Annotated in this window: 16 protein-coding genes; 8 read left to right on the top strand and 8 right to left on the bottom strand. The window is 71.8% G+C overall.

The window, feature by feature from the left end; translation table 11 throughout:
• The first annotated feature begins 669 nt into the window (after nt 1–669).
• The 5 genes from ACIRD3_RS32080 (at nt 670) to ACIRD3_RS32060 (ending at nt 4,350) form a co-directional block, all read left to right on the top strand.
• Complete coding sequence (locus ACIRD3_RS32080; RefSeq protein WP_402223607.1) at nt 670–924, top strand: hypothetical protein; 255 nt, start codon at nt 670–672, stop codon at nt 922–924.
• Nucleotides 827–2,848 carry a zeta toxin family protein gene (locus ACIRD3_RS32075; protein WP_402223606.1) on the top strand — a complete coding sequence of 674 codons (2,022 nt, stop codon included), beginning with the start codon at nt 827–829 and terminating at the stop codon, nt 2,846–2,848. The genes ACIRD3_RS32080 and ACIRD3_RS32075 overlap by 98 nt, the downstream gene beginning before the upstream one ends.
• Before the next feature lie 74 nt (nt 2,849–2,922).
• On the top strand, nt 2,923–3,354 hold the full coding sequence (locus ACIRD3_RS32070) for a hypothetical protein (RefSeq protein WP_402223605.1): 432 nt from the start codon (nt 2,923–2,925) through the stop codon (nt 3,352–3,354).
• A 17-nt stretch (nt 3,355–3,371) separates the two neighbouring features.
• Complete coding sequence (locus tag ACIRD3_RS32065; RefSeq protein WP_402223603.1) at nt 3,372–3,686, top strand: hypothetical protein; 315 nt, start codon at nt 3,372–3,374, stop codon at nt 3,684–3,686.
• A gap of 298 nt (nt 3,687–3,984) precedes the next feature.
• Nucleotides 3,985–4,350, top strand: coding sequence for a DUF2690 domain-containing protein (locus ACIRD3_RS32060; protein ID WP_402223601.1), 366 nt, complete (start codon nt 3,985–3,987; stop codon nt 4,348–4,350).
• Nucleotides 4,351–4,355: 5 nt separating this feature from the next.
• On the opposite strand, the gene ACIRD3_RS32055 is transcribed toward ACIRD3_RS32060, so the two are convergent.
• The 8 genes from ACIRD3_RS32055 to ACIRD3_RS32020 all read right to left on the bottom strand — a co-directional run bounded on the left by ACIRD3_RS32055 (nt 4,356) and on the right by ACIRD3_RS32020 (nt 13,793).
• Complete coding sequence (locus ACIRD3_RS32055; RefSeq protein ID WP_402223599.1) at nt 4,356–4,880, bottom strand: hypothetical protein; 525 nt, start codon at nt 4,878–4,880, stop codon at nt 4,356–4,358.
• Nucleotides 4,873–6,588, bottom strand: a complete 1,716-nt coding sequence (locus tag ACIRD3_RS32050; protein WP_402223597.1) for a type IV secretory system conjugative DNA transfer family protein — start codon at nt 6,586–6,588, stop codon at nt 4,873–4,875. Before ACIRD3_RS32050 ends, ACIRD3_RS32055 begins: the two co-directional genes overlap by 8 nt.
• Nucleotide 6,589: 1 nt before the next feature.
• A complete protein-coding gene (locus ACIRD3_RS32045) occupies nt 6,590–8,143 on the bottom strand; it encodes a type VI secretion protein (RefSeq protein ID WP_402223595.1) in 1,554 nt (517 codons plus the stop codon).
• Nucleotides 8,143–9,669 (bottom strand): SCO6880 family protein, encoded by a 1,527-nt coding sequence (locus tag ACIRD3_RS32040; RefSeq protein ID WP_402223699.1) that lies wholly within the window; start codon nt 9,667–9,669, stop codon nt 8,143–8,145. The genes ACIRD3_RS32045 and ACIRD3_RS32040 overlap by 1 nt, the downstream gene beginning before the upstream one ends.
• A gap of 9 nt (nt 9,670–9,678) precedes the next feature.
• Nucleotides 9,679–11,604 carry a hypothetical protein gene (locus tag ACIRD3_RS32035; protein WP_402223593.1) on the bottom strand — a complete coding sequence of 642 codons (1,926 nt, stop codon included), beginning with the start codon at nt 11,602–11,604 and terminating at the stop codon, nt 9,679–9,681.
• Between the two features lie 148 nt (nt 11,605–11,752).
• The gene (locus ACIRD3_RS32030) at nt 11,753–12,526 is read right to left on the bottom strand and encodes a hypothetical protein (RefSeq protein ID WP_402223591.1); all 774 of its coding nucleotides are present in this window, start codon (nt 12,524–12,526) and stop codon (nt 11,753–11,755) included.
• Nucleotides 12,526–12,882 (bottom strand): hypothetical protein, encoded by a 357-nt coding sequence (locus ACIRD3_RS32025; RefSeq protein WP_402223589.1) that lies wholly within the window; start codon nt 12,880–12,882, stop codon nt 12,526–12,528. The genes ACIRD3_RS32030 and ACIRD3_RS32025 overlap by 1 nt, the downstream gene beginning before the upstream one ends.
• Nucleotides 12,879–13,793, bottom strand: a complete 915-nt coding sequence (locus ACIRD3_RS32020; RefSeq protein ID WP_402223587.1) for a hypothetical protein — start codon at nt 13,791–13,793, stop codon at nt 12,879–12,881. The genes ACIRD3_RS32025 and ACIRD3_RS32020 overlap by 4 nt, the downstream gene beginning before the upstream one ends.
• 438 nt (nt 13,794–14,231) lie before the next feature.
• On the opposite strand from ACIRD3_RS32020, the gene ACIRD3_RS32015 reads away from it, so the two are divergent.
• The 3 genes from ACIRD3_RS32015 (at nt 14,232) to ACIRD3_RS32005 (ending at nt 17,035) form a co-directional block, all read left to right on the top strand.
• A complete protein-coding gene (locus ACIRD3_RS32015; RefSeq protein WP_402223586.1) occupies nt 14,232–15,311 on the top strand; it encodes an NlpC/P60 family protein in 1,080 nt (359 codons plus the stop codon).
• Nucleotides 15,312–15,328: 17 nt separating this feature from the next.
• On the top strand, nt 15,329–15,955 hold the full coding sequence (locus tag ACIRD3_RS32010; protein ID WP_402223584.1) for a hypothetical protein: 627 nt from the start codon (nt 15,329–15,331) through the stop codon (nt 15,953–15,955).
• A 603-nt stretch (nt 15,956–16,558) separates the two neighbouring features.
• The gene (locus ACIRD3_RS32005; protein ID WP_402223583.1) at nt 16,559–17,035 is read left to right on the top strand and encodes a hypothetical protein; all 477 of its coding nucleotides are present in this window, start codon (nt 16,559–16,561) and stop codon (nt 17,033–17,035) included.
• The last annotated feature ends 3 nt before the right edge of the window (nt 17,036–17,038 follow it).

The following is a 17,038-nucleotide window of genomic DNA, read 5'->3' as shown; positions in this document are numbered from 1 at the left end:
TCAGAATGCTGACTCATCGACATGGTCCGTTCGCGCCACTGCCGGGCGGCAGCTTGCGATGTCGGACAAGGTCGACGAGGCGGCGGACGTCATTCACCGCCTCCTGTTGGACGTCCAGAACACTGCCGTCACCCAGGAGACGGCAGTGGCCCTACTCCAACGCAAAGACACCATCGGACTCCGCTGTGTGTTGCTGGCCAGAAGCTACGCGTCAGAAACCTGGACTGCAGATGAGATCCAAGCTGCTCTGGACTGCAACCCCGAATGGATGACGACCGAAGGCGCGGACCGGCTGATCAAGCAGTACCGCGAGCTGGCAACAGACCGGGACGCCGGCATCCGCGACGAAGCCCAACGGCTCCTGGCACAGCTGCGGCCGCGCGAGGGGCTCAGAAGCGGACACCTGACTCTCGACCGATCAGAGTTGCTTGCCGTCGGCTGGGGCCGCGCGAGACCGGAAGCCGAGGCCGGCTCGAGCCGGAAAGACCCACTTCACGACGGCATGGAGCCACCCGGAACTGGAAAGGTGGGGCCCAGTTCAGACCGTTAACGCCACCGTCCCCGTTGCCCGGCAATGCGACGTTCCGTGGGTTGAACGAGAAGCATCCCGGATGACGAGGTTCGAACAAGCGGGTGCCCCTGACGACAATCCATGAGAGGGAGAAACAGATGGACACCGAATTCGACGAGGACGTTCCCACCGCGATGGTGTACGAGGCCCTCGACGAGCGTGCGAATCAGTTGGTCGCCCGCTACGTCAGCCTGCACCGAGCAGCCGACAGCGACGAGGAACAGGCCAAATGGTGGGAGCGCGTCATAGCGGTGCGTGACATCCGACGGCAGGTCCCCGCCTACGACCGAGAGGCGATCATCAGGCAGATCGGTCTGTGGGACGACGAACTTCGGCAGGTCCCGCGTGCCTGACCCGCACTCCTATCAGCTGACCGACGACGAACTGTTAGCGGCGTTCGACTGCCGAGGCGGTGTTCGCGACTTCGTTTTCGGCGGAGCCGCGCCGCAGGCCGTGCCACGTATGGTCCTACTCGGCGCCCAGCCGGCGGCGGGGAAGTCCCAGGCCATGGCAGGGGTCCGACAACGGTATGGGCCCGACACGGTTCCCCTGACCGGAGACCACCTGCGTGTGTTCCACCCCCGGTTCGAAGAGATCATGGGAACTCTCCCTCCGGAGCAGGCCGAACTCGTCACCGGCCAAGCGTCCGGCAGGTGGGTTCGGATGTGCCTGGAGCACGCACGGGATAACAGCTACAGCCTGATCCTCGAAGGCGTCTTCCGGGACCCCGGCATGACACTGCGCACCGCGGAGGAGTTCAGCCAGGCCGGATTCACCGTCGAGCTCGTCGCGGTGGCGGTGCGTGAGGAACGCAGCCGCCTCGACGGGGTCCACCGCTACCTCAACTCCGGCGACGGGCCGGGCCGGTGGACCCCATCGGACCGACACGACCTGGCGTACGCCATGATGCGTGAAACCCTCGCGCTGGCGGAGGCCAGTCCCCATGTGTCCCGGATCGCGTTGACCAACCGCTCAGGTGAGGACCTCTACACCAACGAACGGACTCCGGACGGACAGTGGGGCGGGCGGCCTGCGGCCGTCGCCGCGCTCGACGGCGAGCGCGCGCTGCCGCTGCCCCCGGTGGAGGCGCTGCTCTGGCAGAGCCGTTACCGGGATGTCCTGCTCACGATGGCCACGCGCGGCGAGATCGACGAGATCTCCCGACCCGTGCTCCAGCGGCTCACCCACGACGCCGACGCCATCGCGCGCATGGTCGATTCAGACCCGACCAGCGCGACGCGCCGCGAACACGAGGCCGTCGGGCCGCTGCTGAGGGCCCTGGCGAACGGCGCTCTGCCCGGGACGCAGACAGCGGAGTCCCTGCTGTTGGTGACCTCGGGCCGGTTGGCGGAGCAGAAGACGGCGGACGAGCAGGTGCGGGCGGAGGCCGAGCGACGGGCCGCCCTTCCCTCGGAACTCGGCCTCGCCGAGGAGGAACTTCGGACCCGGATTCAGGAACGACTGCCCGCCGTCGTCGCCGACCAGGCCGCCGGGCCTTACGGCAGCGTGCCGGACGCCGACCTCGCGGCGACGCTCGCCCGGGTCACCGAGGAGGCGGCGGCCGCCCGGAACCACGCCGTGCACGCCGAGTCCCGGGCCGCGGGGCTCGCCGCCGCGCTCGCCCCGGGCGGGGAGGTCGAACAGGGCGTCACCGAACGCGCGAGGCAGGTGGACGCCATCCTGGACGCCCGGTACGCCACCGAGCTGGTGGAGCGCCTGAGCGCCGAGGTCGGGCAGGCGCGGGAGCAGGCCGCCGAGATCGAGCGGCAACTGGCGGAGCGCGGTGTGCTCGGGCGGCAGGTCGTGCGCGGCGCCGACCGCGAGGCGCTCGGACAGCGCGCGGCCGATCTCCTGTCGTCCGCGACGCAGAAGGAGGACGAGCTCATCTACGCCCGCGACCGGCTGGAGTCGGCCAGAAAACTGGCCGGGCCCGCCGACAAGCACGACGCCGTCCTCGGCGCCTGGCAGGAGGCGGGCGGCGGCCACGCCGAGGTGCTCGCGAGGACCGCGGCCTCGCGTCAGCGGGGTGTGGAGGCGGCCCGGGCCGAGGCCCGGGAGGCGCAGCAGCGCGCGAGCGGCCTGGGAACCTCGGTGGGCCTGATCCACCAGGAGCTGGACCGGCGCGGCGCCCAGCCCCCCGCTCAGCGCGCCGCCGAGGACGCCCAGCGGGTCCTGACCGCCCAACGGCTGGCCCAGCAGAGCCGGCAGACGCGGCAGGACGGGCCGGGCCTCGGCCGGGAAGGCCAGAGCCGCAGCGGGCCTTCGGCCTCGCGTTAGCGTCCGGCGTCCTGCGGGCGGGAGCCGGAGGATACGGTGACCACGGGTGACAGTGACGACGCCGAGGGGGCGGGATGGTCGAGATCGAGGTGCCGGGGCCCGAGCCGGACTGGGAGACGGCCCCGTCGTACCAGGGCGGTAAGCGCAATCCGGCGTTCCAGCAGAGCATGTGGCAGTTCGCGGCGAGCTCGTTCCGGGTGGTGGCGGGGTTGCGGCCGCCGCTGGCGGCGCTCGCGGCGCGTCTGCGGCTGACGGTCGAACGCGGCTGGGAGGATCTCGGTCCCGTCGACGTCGCCATGTTCCGCGTCGAGGGGACGGACTTCGCTCTGAGTGAGCTCGAGGGAACCATGCCGCCCTCCACGCTCGTGTGGGTGGACCGTTCCACGGAAGACCCGGAGGCGGCGCTCGACACCCTGCTCGGCGCTCTCGGGATCGGCCGTGAGGCGCTGGTGTTCCGCGGCAGCGTGGAGGACGGGTTCGAACACTGCGACGGGTGGTCTGGATGAGGGATCCGGGGGCATCGATGGTCGAGCTGCGGTGCGAGGCCGTCCGCTGGGTGGACGGCGGTTCGTTCCCGGGGATCGTGGAGGTCCGGTTCACCGATGCGGGCGGATGGCGCTGGTCGTTGGTCGACAAGGCCCCGATCTTCGGCGGCGGGATGGATCTCCACCCTGATTCGGCCTATCCGGTGGAGGTCACCGTCGACTGCATGGTCCGCGAGTGCTCCGGCCCGCCGGACGACGACGGGATCGTCACCGTCGCCACCTCGCCGCACGGTGTCGCGACACCGTGCGGGCGTGAGGAGTTCACGGTCAGAGAGGACCAGCTCATCCGCTGAGATCCGTGAGGGGAGTCGCGCGACTCCCCTCACGGATCTCAGCGGAGCAGCGGGTCCCCGTACGGGCGCGACCGGCACGGAGGCGGCCCATGGGCGTGAACCCGGCGCTCCGCCGGCCACCCCATCCGGTGAACCTGCGGCCGATCTTCGTCTACGGAGCATGCCGAAGGCGCTATGCAGGGAGCCTCAGGCGGTGGCCGACCCGGCCGCCGCGCAGCCGAAAGGGCCCCGCATGATCGCCTCCCGCCTCCTCAGGACCGTCGTCGTGGCCCTCTCGGCGGTCGCGTTGTGGACTCCCGTGACAGCGTCGCCAGCCGTCGCGGCGGCCGGGTGCCACGGCAACGCCTGCGACGGACGGAACCCGAAGGCACAGGGCTGCCAGGGCGACGCGCGGGATGTGCCGGGGAGCAGGGTGCACCCCGGCTCGGCCACGTACCCGGAGGTCTGGGCGCGGTACTCGCCCACGTGCCACGCGGTCTGGGCGAGGGCGGACAAGGCGGACGGCTGGAAGTTCCGCGTCGAGGTCCTGGACGGCCCGTCGTACGCCGAGTCGACGCAGTCCTCCTTCCAGGCGTTCAGCGTGATGGTCGGCGCCGACCACACCTACCGCGTCTGCCTGTTGGACGTGGACCGGCAGTGGGAGTGCGGCCCGTGGCACCGGTAGCGACGTCAGGCTGACGGCGCCGACGGCCCCGCCGCCCCGTGCAGGGCGGCCGCCAGGCGGTTGGCCTCGGCCGGTGCCGGGTGGACGGGGGCGGCGGCGATGCGGGGCGGGTCGGTGTCCAGCCAGTCGTGCAGGTCCTCGCCGGTGGGCCCGCGGCGCGGGGGCGGGGCTAGGTGGCCGTCGTCGCAGGTCGGGGCGGTGAGCAGCGGCAGGGCGGCGTGCAGTTCGCGGATCCACGCGAGTTCGCCGAAGGCACCGACCTGCGGCGGGTCGCCGGCGTAGGTGCGGACCCAGCCGAGGTAGAGGGCCGTCAGGACCTCCAGGACGGGCTCGTGGCCGTCGCGGTACCAGCAGCGGGGGATCCGGCGGTGCAGGTGGTGGTGGTCGATCAGCCAGTCCACCCACACCGCGAGTTCGGTCAGCCGCTGCTGACGGTCGGCGGGCTCCATCGCGGACCACACCCACCGCCTGGTGGCGGGCGCGGCCCCGGCGGCCCCGGCGGACGCGGCGGGCTCGAGAGGCTCAGGCACCGGAGGCCTCCTTGTCGAGCGACAAACCGGGCGACGACCCCGGCGCCGCGGGCCGGGCCAGCCACGCCTTGACGTCCCGGTCGCGCCAGGTCAGCCGCATCCGCACGCGCACCGGCGGACGGTTGAAGTACAGGGCGATCGCGGTGTGCTCGGGGATCTCGCGCAACTGGTGGACCGGCAGCAGGTCGGACTCCACCACACTGGTGGAGGTGGACTCCCGGCCGCCGCCACTGCTGCGCCCGGTGCGCTCCACCAGCTCCTTGCCGAACAGGAACGACATGTAGCGCAGCGTCTCGTCGTCCGCGAGACCCGGCAGGAGCAGCCGCAGGGTGGAGGCGGAGACGATGGTCTTGGCACCCTCGCGCCCCATCCGGGCGACGAGCTGCGAGTAGTCGTGCCAGATCCCGAGGACGGCGATGCCCATGCCGCGCCCGGTGGTCAGCACGTTCGGCAGCTTCGGGTAGCGCAGGAAGTTGCCCGCCTCGTCCACGAACAGGCCGAGTGTGCGGTCCGGGTGCCGACCGACGCGCTCGTAGCGCGCCTCGGCGGCGTGCAGGACGGCGGCGATCAGCGAGGTGAAGTACGGCGCGAAGCGGTCGGCCTGCGACGGCGCCGCGATCAGCACCAGGGTGCCGTTGCGCTCCAGCAGCTCCTGCGGCCGGAAGTCGGTGCGCGAGGCGGCGTCCCGGACACCCTCGCTGCGGTAGGTGGCCGCGAGGACGTTCAGCGTGAACTGCACGCTGCCCTTGCCGTCGTCGTGCAGCGTCGACCACGGCTGGGCGTAGTCCAGCGCCGCCTCCGGGTACCGCTCTTCCAGCAGCGCCCGGACGTGGTCGACGGCCGCCTCGCCCTGGGTGAGCCAGCGCCGGAACGCCTTGATCCCGCCCCCGGAGACGCGGGCCGCGAGCAGCAGCCCGGCGACGATGGCGCGCGCCTGGATCATCCACGGCTCGGCCTTCGGGTCGTACGCCTTCTGGGAGGCGTCGGCCATCCACTCGGCCATCCGCTCCGCGGCCTCCTCGCCGTCGGCGTAGTCCACCGGCGACCAGTGCGCGGTCTTCCACGGCCCGGCGGGGATGCCGGCGGGTGCGATCACCCACACCGGGCCGACGTGGCTGCGCGCCGCGTAGATCTCCTGCAGGTCGGCGGCCTTGGTGGTGGTCACCAGCGCCGGGCCCTGCCACTCCGCCGCGTTGGGGGCGAGCAGACCGGAGGTCTTCGCGGAGCCGGGGGGACCGAACGCGATGGCGGAGGCGCTGCGCTCGATCACGCCGACGACCTTCCGCGTCTCCTGGCCTCGCCCCGCGGTGATGCGGTCCGGCCGCTGGGACGGGTCGTCGGGCAGCGCCATCTCCTTCTCGACCTTCGCACCGCCCCACGTCGCCCCGCCCGCCGGCGAACGGCGCCGCCGCCTGCCCAGTCGCCGCACGACGACCCCGGCGAGAACGGCCAGGAGCACGACCAACAGGCCGAACACGCCGTAGAACAGCCACGCCGGCGGCGCCGGCCGGTAGACCGACGCCGGGCCCCGCGCGACCGACAGCAGCAGCGTGACCGGCAGGGGCTCGGTCATCCGGGGCGGGGCGCCCTCGGACAGCAGCCCGGCCAGCGCCCCGGCCGCCAACGAGGCCGCACCGAGCGAGAGGACCGCGCCCGCGGCGATCCCGGCGAGGAACGTGCCGTCGTCCACCCGGTTGTCCGAGGCCACCTCAGATCACCATCCTCTCGTCCGTCTCGAACAGCTCCTTCTCGGTGCGCGACAGCAGGAGCTGCACGGCGTGCGAGCCCCCGCCGCGGCCGACCTTCCACAGCGCCCGCCCGCGCTGGCCGGCGCCCCAGCTCCCGATCAGGTCGCACTCGGCGTCGGTGAGGCCGATCGCCTCGCGGGTGAGGTTCAGCGGCTTGGTGTCCTGGGCGAGCTGGATGCGCGTCTCGCAGGACGCGATCAGGTCCTTGGCGATCGCCACCGCCTCGGAGCCCGCCGCACCGACCGCCTCGAAGTCGCTCAGGCGGTGGGTGGCGAGCAGCTGGATGGTGCCGGTCGCGCGGGACAGCCGTAGGTCCGCGTCGATCTTGCGGACCATGCTGGAGCCGCCGGACTGCATCTGGCGCCACAGCTCGTCGCGCACGACGATCCACGGACGCCCCGGACGGTCGATCGCCGACTGCGCCCACGAGGAGACGCAGGTCAACACCATCGCCACCACCTCGTCGCCGTACTGCTGCAGGGCGGAGATGTCGACGGACTGGATCGGGGCGTCCCAGTCCAGCGACACCGACGTCTTCTCGTCGAACAGCCCGCCCAGGTGGCCGGAGATCATCGAACCGAGCGCGGAGCGGATGCTGGCCATCTGCTCGCGCGCCGTCTGCACGTCGTCCCCGCGCACCCGCAGCTCCCGCGCCATCGCCGGGGTCGGATCCTTGAGGACCTGGTACACCGACGGCAGGGTCGGGGTGTCCAGGCGGGTGTGACCGGCCCCGCCGAGCGCGCCGGTCACCTCCCGCACGGCGACGTCCAGGCACTCCTCCTCCTGCGGCAACAGCACCCGCTTCAGCTGCAGCTCCAGCAGCGCCTTGCACAGCGTCAGCCGCCGCCGGTGGATCTCGGTCAGCCGCGCCGTCAGCTCGGCGCCGTCCTTGATCAAGTGCAGGTCCGCGCCGAGCGGCCCGGCGTCCAACGGGTTGAGCCGGCCCTGCAGGCCCGGGCCGAGCCGCACCGGCTCGACCCCCAGGTGCCGGCACAGCCGCGCGTACTCACCCTTGACGTCGCCGGCGATCAGCGTGCGGTGCCCGAAGGCCATCAGCCGGAAGCACAGCGCCTTGACGTGCGCGGACTTCCCCGAGCCGGGGATGCCGGTCAGGATCACATTCGGGTTGGTCGCCAACCCCTCCTTCACCCACACGCTCGGGTGCGCGCTGAAGGCCTGCATGGTCAGGGTGTTGAACCCGATGTAAGCGCCGACCGGCGGCAGCGACGCCGCGTGCAGGAACGGGTAGACGCCGCTCGCCCGGCCGGTGTCGGCCCGGAACACCTCGGCCTTGGCGTGCGAGGCGGCCCGGCCCGCGTAGGGCTGGTGCCACCCCTTCTTCGGGGCGATCCGCATCGCCGTCGCCGGGTCCTCCAGCAGACGGGCCCGCCGCAGCTCCCGCGCCGTGGGCTGACGCTGCGCGGGCACCTCCTCGCCCGGGTCGAACAGATCGCTGACCTTCGTCGCCTCGAGCGCGGTGTCGCCGCGGCCCCCGCGGCGCGTGAACAGACCCATCAGATCGCCATCCTCCGCGGCGGCAGCCCCATGCCGAGCGGCAGCGCGGCCGCGGCGAACGCCTCGTCCTGCGCACCCCAGCACCGCCGCAGCTCCAGACCCGCGTCGCTCGCGTCCGCCTGCAGCTCGGCGCACGCCGTCTCCAACTCCTCCAAGTCGGTGACGGTCACCGCGATCAGCGCGACCATGCGCACCACGCCCTGCCCGGAGGCGCGCGCGATGTCCTGCGCCCGGGCGATCTCCGACTCGCGCCGCTCGTCCTCGCTCTCCGATCGGCCGGTCTTCGCCCGCAGCGACCGCGCGGCCTGGCGCTTCGTCTTCTCCTTCGACAGCTCCTTACGGGCCCGGGCCGGACCCACCGGCTCGTACACCAGCGACATCGAGCGCCGGGCGTTCGTCCGAGGCCGCAGCAGCGGCTGCAGGAACGTCGCGTACACCTGCGACTGCGGGAAGTTCCGCACCTGGTACGTGACCGTCCACGCCCCGTCGTGCCGGTACAGGCCCCAGGTGTACTCGGCGGCCGCCGGACCGGCCAGCGCCGGATCGACGCCTGGCAGCACACCCCGGTACGCGGGATCCTCGGCCGCCGCGCCGCGGACGGCCAGCATCTGCTGCGCCTCCGGGTCGTACGCGGTACGGATGGTGGCGGCCACCCGGCGCGGGTCCAGGAGCTCCACCACCTGCAGGCCCGCCGAGGACAGCGAACCGTGCATCGCGTGGAACTCCCGTACGAGGACGGCGGCCGCGCCGACCTGTCCGCCGCCGGCCCCGCGTACGGCCAGGCGCGCCCGGGTCGCCGACAGCGTCACCGACAGGTACGTCTCGCGGATCGTGGCGGCCGGCCCGGCGGAGACCATCAGCTCGTCCAGCGCCTGGACGGCGGCCGCCGGGGCGTCGGGGGTCGCGTGCCGTGCGGTCCACGACCGCAGCGCCTCGCCGTCGTCGGGGAGCGAACGCTGGTGGACCTGGATGCGGGTGATCGCCCCGTCCTCCTTGCACTGGCCGCGCAGGAACGCCGCCCACTGGCGCACCCGGGCGTTCTGCCGGTCGGTGTCCACCAGGGCGAGGCCCGGGAAGGTGACCCGGGCGACGAGGGTGTACGTGTTGTCGATCGGGTTGTGGACGACGCCGAGCGTGCCGCCCTGGCCGTCGGGCGCGGTCAGGATGCGCAGGCGCGCCAGCACGCCGGGCAGGTCCATCGGCTGGTTCCCCTCCTTGTCGGCGGGGGCGAACACCCCGCTGTAGAACAGATTTCGCTTGGTGGCGACCGCGAGCTGGTGCCGGACGGCCAGCAGCACCCACTCCTCCGCAGCCAGGCCCATCACCCGGCCGTAGGCGAGCAGCAGCAGGACACCGGACAGCGGCAGCGCCACCAGGGCGGCCGACCAGCTGTGCGCGTAGACCGGGACGAGGGCGACAACCGAGGCCGCAGCCATCAGCGCGAAGCCCACACCGGACAGGTCGCCGATGAACCCGGACTTCTCACGCTGCCAGCCGGTGTACGTGTCCGGCTCACTGTGCGTCAGGGACACGGGTCAGCTCCCCTCGGGTGTCGGCGGCTTCGGGGCGGGGCCCTGCCGTGGCGGCCGCCACGGCAGGTCGCCGTGTTTGGGCATGAACGTCGGCGTTCCGAACGGGGGAGTGTCGGTGCCGGAGGGCTTCGGCGGCGCTGGTACCTGAGGGATGTGAGCCGTGCTTCCGGCACCTGACGGCAGCACGCGGGTGTCACCGTCGGAGACCGGGCCGGGCGCCGCCACCGGCGCCGGTACCTCGGCCTCCGGTGAGGCCGCGGCCGGTCCGCTCGGCTCTGAGGCCGTCCCTGTTCCCTCCCCCTCCGGACCGCCGGCGGCCGGCGCGGAGGCGCCGCCCGTTCGCGGGGGGACCACGGTCGAGTGGCCGCTGCCCGGGGCGCCGAGGCCCGCGTGCGCGGCGGCGTTGGCGGCCGCGCCTTCGAGCGTGCCGGCCCCGGCGGCGGCGAGCTGGGCCGCGAGCCCCACCGCCCCGCCCACCTTCGACTTGAGGCTGCGGCTCGGATCGCCCTTCCAGAACCTGCTGCCGGCCTGTTCGGGCAGGGAGGACGCGCCGTCGGCCGCGGCCGGACCGGCCTCCTGCTCCAGCGCCTTGGTGTAGCCGGACCCTCCGCCGACGGCGCCGGCTCCGGCCACGGCCAGGCCGCCACCGGCGAACCCGCCGAACATCGCGCCGACACTGGAGCCGATCGAGGAGACCATCCCGGCGGCCACGGAGTTGCCGCCGCCCGCCTCCACCATCACCAGGAACCGGGCCAGCACCGGCCACGCGAACACCGCCAGGAAGAACACGATCAGGCCGACGATCACGTTGCGGATGCCTTCGGCGTTGCCCATGGAGCTGAAGCCGATCGCGAAGCAGGTCACGATCGCGAGCTTGGAGAACGCCATCGCGGTGAACGCGCGCCTCGCCTTGGGCCACCAGTCCTGCGTCTCGTCGCTGAGCTGTCCGGCCAGGGCGACCGGCATGGTCGCGATCAGCACCATGATCCCGGCCTGCCGGACGAACATCTCGATCCACAGCGCGCCGATCACCAGGATCGACAGGATGCCGAGCACGATGACCACCCCGACGGCCTGGCTCGCCACACCGCCTCCGGTGATCAGCGCGGCCCCGGCCGCACCTCCTCCGCCGCCGGTGGCCAGCCCGGAGAACAGCGTGCCGAGCTGATGCTGCATCGCGTTCGCCGCGCTTTCCTTGTCGGAGCCGCCGCCGGTGAAGGAGTAGTTGATGATCCAGATCGACACCTGGTCGATCCAGGACAGGATCGCCTGCGCCGCGCCCGCGTAGACGCTCAGCACGACGGCGTACTTGGCGAGTCCCTTCAGGACCGTCGCCAGCGGTGCGCCCTGCTGGCTCACGGCGACCTTCCCGAACTGAATTAGGGCGAGGAAGACGGCGATCAGCACCGACAGCACGGTCATGACACCCGTGACCTGGCCGATCCCGACCTTGTGCAGGTCGATGGTGCTCGCGTCGTTGAACGAGTCGGCGAACTGCTGCAGCAACCACACGACGCCCTGCCCGATCGCGCCGGCCAGTTCCTTGAGCGCGTCGGCCGCCAGCTTGGAGATCTTGCCCGCGACCCAGTCGCTCAGGCCGCCGGACGGGACCATCAGGCCCGCATACTTCTGCTGGCACTCATGGAACCTCATGTCACCTTCGATGCACGCCTTGATGGCGGCGTCCATCTTCGCGTAGCCCTCGGCGTTGTGGTCGGTGGTGTTCTCCCAGTCCTTCAGCTTGTCGAGTTCCTGCCGGATGCGCTCCTTCGTGATCTTCGGGTCGTTGCAGCCCTCGTTGTGCTCCTCACAGGAGTCGTAGGTTTCCGGCTTCTTAAGAAGGTCGCAGCCCGCGGCTTGGCCGAGGATGCAGTACTTGTGGTTCTTGTCGACACCGACCGAGGTCTCGTCGATTTGGTTGGCTTTCATCCATTCGGGTGGGATGGGGTCCGGTGGTCCCTTGTCCGAGTGCCAGTGTGCTTCGTTCGGGTCATCGGCCACTGCGGCCGGTACGGCCGCCACTCCCACGGACATGAGCGCTGCGAGTAGAACGGTCAGCAGACGGAATAGTCCGCGCTTAGTCACGGACCACCACCTTCCAGCCGTCCTTATGCGACGTCGGCGAATCGGGGTTGTAGGGAGCCGGGGTGAACCGCTTGGCCACCCACTTCGGATCCGTCGTGATTTTCCAATCGCCGTCCTCCCAAATAAGGACGACGTCGGCCAGCTGGTTCTTGAGCGGGCTGTCGTCCGGGCCGCCCTTCGGCAGCGTGGCAGTGCGGCTGTAGTGCATCCACACGTTGACGACGGAGCCGTCATCGTTGAGTGCCCACGCCTGTGCGGCGTCCACATAAGTGCTGATCGTCAGCCCGGCCGGCGTCCCGCCGGAGGGCGGCAGGCCCACCTGTTCGCGGAGCCTGCGCACCTCGCTGACTCCCTTGTCGATCGAGCCCTCGCTCCCCCTCGCCGTGATGACGGTGAGCTGGCGCCGGACCATGTCGTCGTCCAGCACCGACAGCTCGTCCAGGTGATAGACCGCAGCCGACATCGGCCCGTAGCCGTGACGGGGAAATCCGACCGAGGCGCCGTCCTTCTGCCCGGTCGGCTTGTCCAAATGGATCGGCTTGGCCGTGTTCGGGGTCAGTGTGTTCGTCGCCGACGGGCTCGGCGACGACTCCGGCCCGGGGCCCGTCGTGGCGGTCGGGGCCGCGCCCGGCTTCGTGTTCTTGCCGTCGTCGTCCAGGCCGTGGAGGAGCGCGCCGCTGCCGGCGGCGACGGCAGCGGCGGTCACCACCCCGATACCGACCAGGCGTAGGCGCGCCCTGCGGGCCGCGCGGTCGTGCCGGTCCATCAGGACGCCATCGAGTACGCGGCGAACACGAGCCCGCTGGTGCAGGCGATGCCGACACCCGCGATCAGCGACATGATGATCGCCTTCTTCCCGCGCGCGGCCATGCCGCCGCGCTCGGAGTTCTCCCCGATGGCGACGGCCGCCCACCCGAGCAGGCCGCCGAGGACGGCGAGCGACAGGCCGCCGCCGGCCACCCAGCCGAGGATTGTGCCGGTGGGCTTGGAGACGTTCGTGGGCAGCTCCGGCTTGTACGACGGGATCGGGTTCGCCGGAGCCGTCGGGCCGTCCGCCAGGACGTGGACGTGGACGTGCGGGTCGTTCAGCAGGGCGCCGGCGGCGTGCAGGAACTGGCTCATGGCAGGAGCACCTTCTCTTCGGGGAGTGCGGCGGGCAGAGATCGGGGGGTGACCGGGGCGGGTTGCGCGGCCGTCGGCAGGGGATCGCCCCAGCTCTCACGGGCCGAGGCGACGACCGCCTGGGCGAGCTGCTCGGCGGCCTGCACGGTTCGGGCGCCGAGCCGGGAGGCGTCGCGCAGGCCTCGCGCCCGCAGGTCCGGGTCGTAGGGCACGCGGACGACGGCCGCCACTCGCGGGATCAGCATGGTCTCCCCCGCCCGGACCGAGGCCGGAGCGCGGCCGTCGCCGGTGGACACCAGGGCGACGACCATGCGGGGCAGCGGCAAGCCCTCGGCGGCGGCCACCGACAAGGCCGTCTGCAGCGCCGCCATCCCGGAGCCCGTCGCGGCCGCGCACACCACCGGCACGCTCACCGGCAGCGCGCACCATGCCGCGGTCAGGCCCCGGCCGCCGCCCGTGCGGGCGGCGACCAGGTCGTGCGCCATCGGATGGCAGGTGTCGGCGACCACGGCCGGCCAACCGCCGACCGCCGCCAGCTGGTACCAGGCGCCCGGCGCCTCGACGGTGGGCAGTGGCGGCGCACTCCACTCCCGATGGTCCGTCAGGACATCCCAGGACGAGCCGTCCGGACCGGGGATCCGGGCCGCCGCGGCCTGCGCCTGCGACCGGCTGAGCGGCCGGTCGGGCGGGATCGACGCCAGACCCGTGCCGGGGTCAGGTGCCCAGCCGGGCCAGGGTGAGGCCAGCCGGTGTGCCAGGTCCAGCACGACACTGGGCGCTGCCTGGGCCAGGGCGACGGCCAGCAGGCCCGCCACCGTGGACCGTCCGCTGCCGCCCGCGGCGGCCAGGACGGGCACGACGAGCCTGCTGCGGACAGGCAGGTCTATCGTCCGGAAAGGTCTACGTGCCATCGCTCCCCCCGAGGTTCTCGTCACCGGTGATCAGGTTCCCGAGGGGCCCCGCCGTTGTCATGAGTACGTGTACTCATGACAGCCGGGGCGTCCGCCCTCTTGGATGGGAGCCGTGAGCTCGGTCACCCCCCAGTCACCGTGCGTGTCGACGCAGTCTAACCTTGACGGTGAACAGATGTCCTAGCGGTTACTCGATGATCGTCCGTCACACCCGTGACAGATGAGCGGCGTTGAGGGGAGGCTTCTCCGGTTTAGCGGCGAAATGCGCTTGTCGGCACACGCCTCATGGGCGAGTGTCGTTCGATCTGCGGTGAGGTGCGCCGGGCCGCAGGCCGTCTCGCCGCAATGTCGGCATCGCGAACTCGGCCTTGCGGCAGAGTCGTTGGGGGATTCTTATGTCGTGGCGTGTACGGACTCTTGGCCAAACGGGGGGTAGGGGTGAAAGCCAAGCCGATACTGCTGGCCGCCGTGGGCGCGGTCGGCTTGAGCCCGCTCGTGCTGGGCGTCGGCCTGATCATGTTCATCGCCGCGGTGGGGAACGACAACGACACCATCGGTGGCGGGACGTCTCCGGTGGCCTCGTCCGGCACCCTGCGGGTAGGGCCCGGCGGCGTGCCCGAGCAGTACGCCCAGTTCATCAAGGACGCGGCCGCCGCGTGCGACCAGGGCCTGAGCGCGGGCGTACTGGCCGCGCAGATCAACGCCGAGTCCGCGTTCGACCCCCGCGCGAACAGCGGCCAGGCGCAGGGGATCGCCCAGTTCACCCCGGAGACCTGGCAGACCTGGGGCAACGGCGGGAGCGTCTGGGAGCCCCGGGACGCCATCGCGGCGCAAGGGCGCTTCATGTGCAGCCTGCTCAAGACCGCCAAACAGCACCCGGACTACAACGGCAGCCCGATCGAGCTCGCCCTGGCCGGCTACAACGCCGGCTGGGGGCGCGTCGACGAGTACAAGGGCGTGCCCCCGGCCTCGTTCGCGAAGGGCCAGACCTACGACTACGTCAAGAAGATCATGGCGGACGTCCGGAAGTTCACGACCACCGACGACACCGTGACCGTCGAGCTCCCCCCGGACTACCAGCTGCCCGCCGACACCCCCCAGCAGGTCAAGACCGCCGTCGCGTGGGCCCTCGCCCAACGTGGCGGCTGGTACCAGTGGGGCGGCGACTGCACCGACCCGCTCGGCACCAACGCGCAAGGGCACTGTGACTGCAGCTCGCTGATGCAGCAGGCCTACGCCCATGCCGGGGTGACCCTCCCGCGGACCACGTTCGAGCAGGTTAAGACCGGCACCCGGGTCAGCCCCGACGCCGTGAAACCGGGCGACCTCGTGTTCAACGCCGGCTCCGACGGCAGCGACGACTCCCCTGGCCATGTCGGCATGTACGTGGGCAACGGCTGGATCGTGGAGGCGCCGAGGACCGGCGTCCAGACGAGCACGGTCGCCTACAGCGGCTGGCGCAACAGCACATCGGCGATGACCCGGATCACCCACGTCGTGCGGGTGGTCCCGTGGTGAGCGGCAAGGAGGCAGCAGTGCTACGGGACGACCAGCAGGCACGCCCGTGGGGCGTCGTGACGAGTGAGTTCTGGGCCGAGCCCGCCGCCGAGCCGGAGCCCGGTCCGGCGGACACGCCCGAGTGGGACGAGGACCTGCGGTACGAGGAGCCGGCCGCCGTCGCCGCCGCCCGCACCACGACCCCGCAGCACCCGCCGCAACCCGGGGCCGGGCACGCCGCGAGGTTCGCCGCGCTCGCGGGCAAGCTCGGCACCCCGCAGACCGGCGTCACGCTGCTGCTGGCCGCGGCGGAGGCCGTGCAGCTCGACCAGGAGCTCACCGCCACCTGCGGCCCCGGCCATCCGAACACCGTCGGGGTTCGCGAGCTGCGCGCCCTGATCGCCCACCTGCAGGGCCAGCGCGCCGAGGCCGCCCGACTGTACCTGCACGTCACCGGCCTGCACGCCTCCGTCGCCGGCCTCGGCCACGACCTCACCAAGACCAACGCCCAACGCGCGTTCGCCGAATGGCGGTCGATCGCCGACCCGGCAGAGCGCGCCGCTGTCGGCCGCGACATCCTGCCGATGCTCACCGCCGTGGCGGGCCCCAAAGCCAGACCCACCCGCGAGGTGCAGTCCTACCTCACGGCCGACGACTCGCCGTAGCGCGCTGTCCGACCGGCCGATCCAGGCCGCGACTGCCCGGATCGGCCCGTAATCCTCAGTGCGATCCGGTCCGTCCTGTCAGTAGCGGGTGGCACGATGAGAGGCGCTCCTTGACAACTCGACAGCCCGACCGGTGCGCTCACCGAGACTCTTACTGCAGCGACCGAAGCGGAAAGATGGTCAAGAATCTGCAAAGACGCCGCAGGTCGGGAAGTCTCCTCCCCGCACCCGCGGGGGTCAGCCGCGCGCTTCCCACTCGGCCTGCCGCCGGGCTTCCTCCTCCCCGCACCCGCGGGGGTCAGCCGCGCGCTTCCCACTCGGCCTGCCGCCGGGCTTCCTCCTCCCCGCACCCGCGGGGGCCAGCCGCGCGCTTCGATAGCCTCGCCGTGCTCGGTCAGCTCCTCCCCGTACCCGCGGGGGTCAGCCATATCTCGCATGAGATCCCGGTTTGGACGGCTTCTTTCCCGTACTTGCGCCCCTCCGGAGCCTTGGGAGCGCACAGGGCAGCCACCCCCCGAAGACCCGGGGAAAGCGACCGCTTAGACGTGTCTTCTTTTGGTGGTTCCTGGTGCCCAGGGTGTGCCGGATACTTCTGGGGTCCGGTTGACGTGGATCGCCGAGGTAGCACACGAGCCGCTGGTGCTGGAGCCGACTGACCGGCGGGTGGAGTGGGAGACCAACACCTGGTGGCTGGGTGCTGAGGATGAGGACAGGCGGGCCTTGTCCGTGTCCGAGGTGGTCGCAGCCTTTGAACGGACCGCCGAAGGCATCCGGTTCCGCATCCACGAACTGGGCTTCGCCGGGGTGGTGACGTTCTATGTGTGGCACGACGAGCAGGCTGGGCAGCTCCGGTGCTCGACCGGGTCGGTGTCCGCCGATGAGCTGCCGTCCGGCGGTGCCTACGTGCCTTCCGACGATCTCTGCGCTGTGATCGAGGGCTTCCTGATCGACCGCGAGCCGGGCCTGGTCGCCTGGTCGGACCTTGAGGACATGCACGATCCGTCCGAGCACGGCGTGGCCGAACCGGAGGCCGCACCTTTTCCCGTGTGGGTCTGCAGCGTCGGACCGGTGTCACGCTGACCG

The organism is Kitasatospora sp. NPDC093550 (assembly GCF_044764985.1).
Classification (GTDB): domain Bacteria; phylum Actinomycetota; class Actinomycetes; order Streptomycetales; family Streptomycetaceae; genus Kitasatospora.
This window is presented reverse-complemented; position numbering and strand designations above follow the sequence as displayed.

Coding starts and splice junctions, on each gene's coding strand:
- ACIRD3_RS32080 (WP_402223607.1), top strand. CDS start 670: ATGGACACCGAATTCGACGAGGACGTTCCCACCGCGATGGTGTACGAG.
- ACIRD3_RS32070 (WP_402223605.1), top strand. CDS start 2,923: ATGGTCGAGATCGAGGTGCCGGGGCCCGAGCCGGACTGGGAGACGGCC.
- ACIRD3_RS32065 (WP_402223603.1), top strand. CDS start 3,372: ATGGTCGAGCTGCGGTGCGAGGCCGTCCGCTGGGTGGACGGCGGTTCG.
- ACIRD3_RS32045 (WP_402223595.1), bottom strand. CDS start 8,143: ATGGGTCTGTTCACGCGCCGCGGGGGCCGCGGCGACACCGCGCTCGAG.
- ACIRD3_RS32035 (WP_402223593.1), bottom strand. CDS start 11,604: ATGAAAGCCAACCAAATCGACGAGACCTCGGTCGGTGTCGACAAGAAC.
- ACIRD3_RS32030 (WP_402223591.1), bottom strand. CDS start 12,526: ATGGACCGGCACGACCGCGCGGCCCGCAGGGCGCGCCTACGCCTGGTC.
- ACIRD3_RS32025 (WP_402223589.1), bottom strand. CDS start 12,882: ATGAGCCAGTTCCTGCACGCCGCCGGCGCCCTGCTGAACGACCCGCAC.
- ACIRD3_RS32020 (WP_402223587.1), bottom strand. CDS start 13,793: ATGGCACGTAGACCTTTCCGGACGATAGACCTGCCTGTCCGCAGCAGG.